The sequence below is a fragment of the Bacillus sp. AY2-1 genome (genome assembly GCF_008368965.1).
Classification (GTDB): Bacteria; Bacillota; Bacilli; order Bacillales; family Bacillaceae_G; genus Bacillus_A; species Bacillus_A thuringiensis_S.
In genome coordinates, this window is sequence record NZ_QPEL01000114.1 from 1 (window position 1) to 6723 (window position 6723).

A 6723-nucleotide genomic window follows, 5' to 3' on the forward strand; every position below is an offset into this window, starting at 1 on the left:
ACTTAAGATTTTAAAGTAGCCCTTGAACAAAAAAAATCTTTTTTTATTGATTGATAGTAAACAAGAAAGGTTAGCAAATCAACAACTAAGAGATTTCTTCAGGTAAGCTAATAAGGAGTTATTACAGAACATTGCAGTAGATTTTGCATTAACGGTTGAGGATGCAAAAAAGGCCCTTGAAAGAAAAGGGGAATATATGAAAGCTCTACAGCTTACAAGGTGAAAAAGAAACTCATTTTAAAACTGTTTTTAACATTTTATTCTTGTACCGGAAAAACATAGGGGTTAAGGGTGGTAGTTTACAATTAATGAAGGATAAGCAAAAATAACTGTTAACAATATTAAGTACAGCATCTTAATTGTAAAATCTTTTATATTCCTGCAAGTACAATTCCTGTTAAATAAAAAATTTTTAAGTTAATGGATGTGGAGTCTCGCCACATAATAAAAAGGTAGAAATATATTTAATATATTCCTACCTTTGATTTTATTGAGTTTAGCATCTATGATCTAAATATCACAGAAGGTAGTTTTCTTTTATACTTCTATATCTTTCCCTTCTGCTACCACTGTATCTCGCCACAACACAAGTAGTTTTCTAAATTCAGAGGTCTCAATTTTACATTGGTTATTTGGAGCACTCATAAATAAGTTAATAGCACTGGTGTAATTAGGTTCAATGTAGACTGCTGCTACGTTCCCTTCTATTTCATATTGCGGAACTTTTTGGTCTACTACATTATCTAAAATTTGTATATACTCATCTGCTTCATCATCTAAAATATCTTCCAAGAAATGAGAAATTATAGAAATTTCTTTTGACAAACGTATTCTTAATCCGCCAAGTCCATCACGATAAAATTCGTATGTATATTTCATTTTTTACCTCCTAGTATAAACAGGATATGCTGTTATTATCTCATTATTTTGTATAATCATTTCTACTTTAAATCCGTGGGATGTTTGTCCTACATATCTAACTGTATCGACTTGAATCTTATTATCGTATGCTTCTTTGATAGAATCAAGTACCTGTACTCTATCCCAATCCTTAGGGAAAAATGAAGAAAGCGCGTTTTTTGTTTCACCGTCTACTTTTACTTTTGCTCTATATACTCCCGCAGAATTTGGTGCATGGGTAATTCTAACTATTTCTCCTCCACCCATCATACTTTCATGGTGATATCCAACAGCTTTTAGTCCCCACCATTTTTGTTTTAGTTCCCCATGAAAAAGGTGCTCCATAAGTGAAGAATCAAAACTATACGGAACATTGCCACCATTAGTTCTGCTACTATTAATTCTTCCACTACTAGCAAATTGATAGGTAGAGAGTTTTTCTTCGGCTTGTTTAAAGTCTGGTGTGTCAAATCTAGATCGCAAACCATCTCCACCAGCAAAAGCAAATCGATCTTTTAATGGTAAGTGGCTTGAAATATAAGGTGTATCACCTGAAAATTTCGTTAACTTTACAGAGTCTCCAAGGGAAGTTACTTTTCCAATTTGGCCTGCTCCTTTATCTCCAAGCCATCCTAAACCAAACTCCATAAAAATATTTGTTCCCCATTGTGTACGACTTTCAGCATCGCCATGCCAAAATTCATTCATAAAAGTGTCTGAAAAAGTATTTATCATGGTATATGCGGTTTCTATAGGATGACCTGCAGCATACTTTAGGTTCTCCTTTGTCACTGTATCGTCTAACGAATTGTATGTCTCTACTAAACCACCAATAAATTCTCCAGATCCATTCCAAACTCCTTTTATAAACTTTTCTAGTATATTCTTTTCCGAAGAACTACCTAATAGTATACCAGATTCAATTAGATTATTTGTTTTTATACTATTATCTAATCGAATATTATTATCTAGATATTCATGAATAGAATCTGCCCATTCCATATTTATTCTTTGTGTACTAAATGTACCACTTGCAGGGCTAAAGCCTTTTCCACTTTGAACTTCAGCTAGACCTGCAGCGATACTAGCCGCTAATTGAATCGCGGTAGCATAGTTATTACTAGATGTTTGATTAAATTCATATAGATGTTCTAACTTTTCCTGGATTTTACGGCGCATCTCAATAAATAAGTTAACCATTGCATCCATATCCGGTAGTGGCATAATTTGTTTTGTAACTTCAATACTTGCTATCATTCGGTCAATCTCTCGGATTTGTTCTAATAGTTCTTGTTCAACTACATCTGTTGAGGCGACTCTTGATTGAAACTCAGCAGGAAAAGATTCATTTTGATGGAGTAATTCTTCACATAGGTAAATAATCCCCTGTGCTAAAGGAAGAAACGTTTCTGCAAAATACATTTTCGCACTATAATAAGTCTGACCCTGTAGGACAGAATCAACCACAAAACTGTCGATAGATTGGATTACTTGCTCCATACTTTGTATAGTAGCAGTACAAAAAGCATACATAGTGTTTGTTTGGGATTGTACCTCTCCAAGATACATATTTAAACTCATAAATTGGCCTCCCTAGCAAGTTTTTGTTTTTGATGAGTGAGGTCATTTTCTAGATTGTATAATTTTTGTTTCTCTTGAATTAATGTTTCCTTTTGTTCTTCTAATTTATAAGAAAGGCTTCTTTCAATTTGTTGAGTTTCTAATTGTATATTGGTAAAAAAGCGAAAGAGTTCTTTATCACCATGCCATGTTTCTAAAATACGATGAAAAAAGCGATGGCTGCGTATTTTTAATTCTTGAAAGTCTGCTTCTGCTTGTTCTTGTGTTTGTATTGCGCGTTGATTTTGGTATTGTTCCTCGGATAGATTCATTAGATTTTGACTCAAGACCTTCATTTTTTGTTCTATTTCTTGATTCATTTTTTCCGCCTACCTTTTTGCTTATATATAAGTTAACAGAAGGGATAAAGGAAAAATTCTTAAAAAAGCTAAAAATTCTTCTGTAAATCGTTGTCCATTCGTTCAAACTCTGTTGCTACAGACTGTATATTGTCAATGGATTGCTGAAAGGCAGCAAGAAATTGTCTAGTTAATTCTAAGGCTTGTTGGTTTGCTTCCTGTGCTTTATAATTAACGGTTAAAGTTGTACGTGTTGCGTGCGTTATTGATTTACCTGTTGCATTTTGAATTGCGTCAGAAGCTGATCTCATTTGAGTAGCAATTTGTTCAGCTTTTTGAACATTACTTTGAAAGATTGCCATTATAATATAACTCCTTACTTCAATATGTTTTTTAATAGTAAAAAGAAAGGGCTATGTATTTTATTATGTTTAATATTAAATTAGCAGTATTTTCATATGTTATAAAACATAGCCTTATATTAATTGATTGATCCATAAAATGGAATACAATATTAATTATACCAATAAATCACTAGGTTTACTTAGGCGAATTTTGGCTTTAATACAAAATCATCCATGATACTTAATAATTAAATTCTGAAGGAGTAAAAAGGTATGAAAATTTGGCAATTAAAAAGCTTATTTGATAACTATCAATCTTTTCAGCTACTAAATTTAAAAGAAGACCGTAAAAAATATTTTGATGGGAAAATTGATTTGGCAATAAAACTGTCTGATTCGTGGGGAAAAATTTTTATTGAATGTGTAGAAGGTGATAAAAAAAGTGACTGTCCTATGTTCTGGGGAGAACTTGGTACACCAATGATTAGCAGAAAAGCAAAAGAAATATTAGAGCCTCTAATCTGTAATAATGTTGAGTTCCTTCCATTAATTCATGATGTTACAAGTGAAGTTTATTACCTAATAAACGTTCTAAATACAGTTGATGCAATTAACTACAATAAAGCAGTTTTGGAAAAACTAAGTACAGGGTTAATAATAGGGTTCGAAAAATACGCATTTTTAGCCAATAAAGTTGAGGGGCAGATAATATTTAAAACATTTTTAAATCAAAGATTACATTCTTCTACTGTCTTAGTATCTGATGAATTTAGAAATACAGTTTTAGAAAACAATTTAAAAGGTTTCGAATTTGTTGAGGTATGGGATTCAGAAGAGGGTGCGTAAAGAAATCTAATTTAATTAGATTAGTAATGTGAATCCATATCTAATAGAGTAAAAAATAAGAAGCTTATGCACTTGTATAAGCTTTTTATTATGAATAAGTATAGAAAGTGATGGTAATTTATATTCAAGATATATTTTAGAATCACAAAGTAAATAGTAGTAAACGATTTTTTGTTACGTAATATTCTATTTTACTTTAGAAGATAAAAGAATAGTTAAGGGGAATAAGCATGAAAATATGGGGATTAAAGAGTGTATTAGATAACTATGAGTCTTTCCAGTTATTAAATTTTGAAGAAGATCACAAAAAATATATTGATGAAAAAATAAATTCAGTAACTCATTTAGCAAATTCATGGGGAAATATATATATAGAGTGTATTGAAGGAGATAATCATAGTGATTTCCCTAAATTTTGGGGAGGAACTGGTGCACTAATGATTAGTGAAAAAGCCAAGCAAGTACTTAAACCTTTAATAGGTGATAATGTTGAATTTTTACCACTCTTACGGAATTCAACTAGTGAGGTATATTACTTGGTCCACGTGATGAATGTACTAGATGCAATTGATGGAGATAAAGCAATCTTTAAAAAACTGATTACAGGTCTTATAGTAGGTTGTGAAAAGTTCGCATTTGATTTTAATATAGTTCAAAATGAAATGATTTTTAAAGTTTACATAAATGGAAAAATTCATCCGACAGTTGTCTTTATTTCAGACGAGTTGAAGGCTCTTATTGAACAAAGTGAATTAAAAGGTTTTGAATTTATTGAAGTATGGGATTCGGAAGAGGGTGCCTAAATAATCTAATTTAATTAGATACCCCTATATCTAATATAGCAAAAAATAAAAAGCTTATGCAATTGTATAAGCTTTTTATTATAAATAAGTAAAGGTTCAGAAACAACAACATATTACTCAGTAGTAAAGGAGAATCGTTATGAAGATATGGGAATTAAGAAGTTCTTCTGATAACTATGAGTCTTTTCAATTATTAAATTATAAAGAAGATAAAAAGTTTTTTGAAGGGAAGTTTAACTCTACAATAAAACTAATAGATTCATGGAGAAAGTTACCTATTGAATGCTTAGAAGGAGGAAAGACCACTGATTTTCCACACTTCTGGGGAGAAATTGGTGCCCTAATGGTTAGTGAAAAAGCAAAAGCATTATTAGAACCTTCAATAGGCGATAATGTTGAATTCTTACCACTTTTACGCGATTCAACTAGTGAGGTATATTACTTGGTCCATGTGTTGAATGTACTAGATGCAATTGATAGTGATAAAGCAATTTTAAAAAAACTGATTACAGGTTTAATAATAGGATGCGAAAAATTCGCATTTGATAGTAATACTGTTCAAAATGAGATGATTTTTAAGGTTTATATAAATGGGAAAATTCATCCCACGGCTGTTTTTATTTCAGATGAATTGAAGATTCTTATTGAACAAAGTGATCTAAAAGGTTTTGAATTTATTGAAATATGGGATTCAGAAGAACTTTCGTAAAGAAATTTAATAAAATCACATCAGATTAATGATGTTAATTAATACCTAAGAGAGTAATAAATAAAATAGAAGAAGCTTATGTATTTGCATAAGCTTTTTCCTATGGTTATGTATAAAAAGGCATACTAATCAATATTAAATATATATTTTGAGGTTGCAAAGTAAGTGGTGATTGTGCTCCAGGACATAAAAATATAGCTGCTGATAATCGAATACAATCACATCATCCTATACAAAATGAATGGGCTATTAAGGGTGGATTTGATTATAACGAAAAGAAAGCACAACCAATACTTTTACCATCAAGTTTTGGTTTTCCTCATGCGAAAATTTCCGCCATACAAAGAAAACGAAGAAGACTTGAAGGATATGATACTGAAATAAATTATGAATTTAATGTAACCTATAGGGAAATGATTGAGGCAGGTGTTGATCAGAAAACTGCAAGAAAAGTATTGGTAGAAGATTATAAATGTTTAGATGTTTCGGGAGGTTTTGTGAAAAATGATAAATTTATCTAATGTTTCTGGTTTAATAAAAAATAAGCCAGCAAATGATATTGAAATTCAAGAAATAGAAGATGTAATGAAAGTTGAATTACCAAATGTACATAAAGATTTATTGAAATATACAAATGGTTTTTCTATAGGTGGATGGTTAATAATTTATCATTTTAGCCAAGAAGACTCCTTCCTCAAGGAGCGTGAAGGGTCATAGTCCAGTGAGTAGGTGGGAGATGAATTGGCTTCGAACAAGGGATGGCAGGAAGCCATCTTAATTGTTCGACATATAGAAAGTATTACTCCACTACCTATCGAATGTACGTTTGGTGTATAATAGTCATATACCGAAATGGAGGTGAATTAAATAATGATGAATAAAGCCTATAAGTTTCGTATCTATCCAAATCAAGCACAAGCAATTCTAATTAACAAAACGATTGGGTGTTCTCGTTTTGTATTCAATTATTTCCTATCCTTATGGGATCATGCATACAAAGAGACAGGAAAAGGCTTGACCTATGGTACATGCTCTGCCAAACTACCTGCCATGAAGAAAGAGCTTGTTTGGCTAAAAGAAGTGGATAGTATTGCGATTCAGTCGTCCGTTCGCAACCTTGCGGATGCTTATACGCGCTTTTTTAAAAAACAAAATAGCGCACCGCGCTTTAAATCTAAGAAGAACAACTTACAATCTTATAC

Annotated in this window: 10 protein-coding genes; 6 read left to right on the plus strand and 4 right to left on the minus strand. The window is 31.6% G+C overall.

Going from position 1 to position 6723, the window contains the following annotated elements; translation table 11 throughout:
• Positions 1–537 precede the first annotated feature (537 nt).
• From DN403_RS23350 to DN403_RS23365, 4 genes are all read right to left on the minus strand, one after another.
• A complete protein-coding gene (locus DN403_RS23350) occupies positions 538–879 on the minus strand; it encodes a hypothetical protein (RefSeq protein WP_097888978.1) in 342 nt (113 codons plus the stop codon).
• A gap of 3 nt (positions 880–882) precedes the next feature.
• A complete protein-coding gene (locus tag DN403_RS23355) occupies positions 883–2481 on the minus strand; it encodes an EndoU domain-containing protein (protein ID WP_149185799.1) in 1599 nt (532 codons plus the stop codon).
• Entirely contained in the window at positions 2478–2840 is a 363-nt protein-coding gene (locus DN403_RS23360) for a DUF3958 family protein (protein WP_001070984.1), read from the minus strand. The genes DN403_RS23355 and DN403_RS23360 overlap by 4 nt, the downstream gene beginning before the upstream one ends.
• A 68-nt stretch (positions 2841–2908) precedes the next feature.
• Positions 2909–3181 (minus strand): TIGR04197 family type VII secretion effector, encoded by a 273-nt coding sequence (locus DN403_RS23365; protein WP_000974199.1) that lies wholly within the window; start codon positions 3179–3181, stop codon positions 2909–2911.
• A gap of 255 nt (positions 3182–3436) precedes the next feature.
• Here DN403_RS23365 and DN403_RS23370 point away from each other — a divergent pair, with 255 nt between their 5' ends.
• The 6 genes from DN403_RS23370 to DN403_RS23400 all read left to right on the plus strand — a co-directional run.
• Complete coding sequence (locus DN403_RS23370; protein WP_097888976.1) at positions 3437–4009, plus strand: imm11 family protein; 573 nt, start codon at positions 3437–3439, stop codon at positions 4007–4009.
• A 230-nt stretch (positions 4010–4239) separates the two neighbouring features.
• Entirely contained in the window at positions 4240–4812 is a 573-nt protein-coding gene (locus DN403_RS23375; RefSeq protein ID WP_149185800.1) for an imm11 family protein, read from the plus strand.
• A gap of 139 nt (positions 4813–4951) precedes the next feature.
• On the plus strand, positions 4952–5521 hold the full coding sequence (locus DN403_RS23380) for an imm11 family protein (protein ID WP_061667572.1): 570 nt from the start codon (positions 4952–4954) through the stop codon (positions 5519–5521).
• 248 nt (positions 5522–5769) lie between these two features.
• Positions 5770–6042, plus strand: coding sequence for a hypothetical protein (locus tag DN403_RS23385; protein WP_229193719.1), 273 nt, complete (start codon positions 5770–5772; stop codon positions 6040–6042).
• Positions 6026–6238, plus strand: coding sequence for an SMI1/KNR4 family protein (locus DN403_RS23390; RefSeq protein ID WP_000609237.1), 213 nt, complete (start codon positions 6026–6028; stop codon positions 6236–6238). Before DN403_RS23385 ends, DN403_RS23390 begins: the two co-directional genes overlap by 17 nt.
• Before the next feature lie 153 nt (positions 6239–6391).
• The coding region (locus DN403_RS23400) for a helix-turn-helix domain-containing protein (protein ID WP_149185801.1) at positions 6392–6723 on the plus strand (332 nt) is incomplete at its 3' end.

Coding starts and splice junctions, on each gene's coding strand:
- DN403_RS23350 (WP_097888978.1), bottom strand. CDS start 879: ATGAAATATACATACGAATTTTATCGTGATGGACTTGGCGGATTAAGA.
- DN403_RS23355 (WP_149185799.1), bottom strand. CDS start 2,481: ATGAGTTTAAATATGTATCTTGGAGAGGTACAATCCCAAACAAACACT.
- DN403_RS23360 (WP_001070984.1), bottom strand. CDS start 2,840: ATGAATCAAGAAATAGAACAAAAAATGAAGGTCTTGAGTCAAAATCTA.
- DN403_RS23365 (WP_000974199.1), bottom strand. CDS start 3,181: ATGGCAATCTTTCAAAGTAATGTTCAAAAAGCTGAACAAATTGCTACT.
- DN403_RS23370 (WP_097888976.1), top strand. CDS start 3,437: ATGAAAATTTGGCAATTAAAAAGCTTATTTGATAACTATCAATCTTTT.
- DN403_RS23375 (WP_149185800.1), top strand. CDS start 4,240: ATGAAAATATGGGGATTAAAGAGTGTATTAGATAACTATGAGTCTTTC.
- DN403_RS23380 (WP_061667572.1), top strand. CDS start 4,952: ATGAAGATATGGGAATTAAGAAGTTCTTCTGATAACTATGAGTCTTTT.
- DN403_RS23390 (WP_000609237.1), top strand. CDS start 6,026: ATGATAAATTTATCTAATGTTTCTGGTTTAATAAAAAATAAGCCAGCA.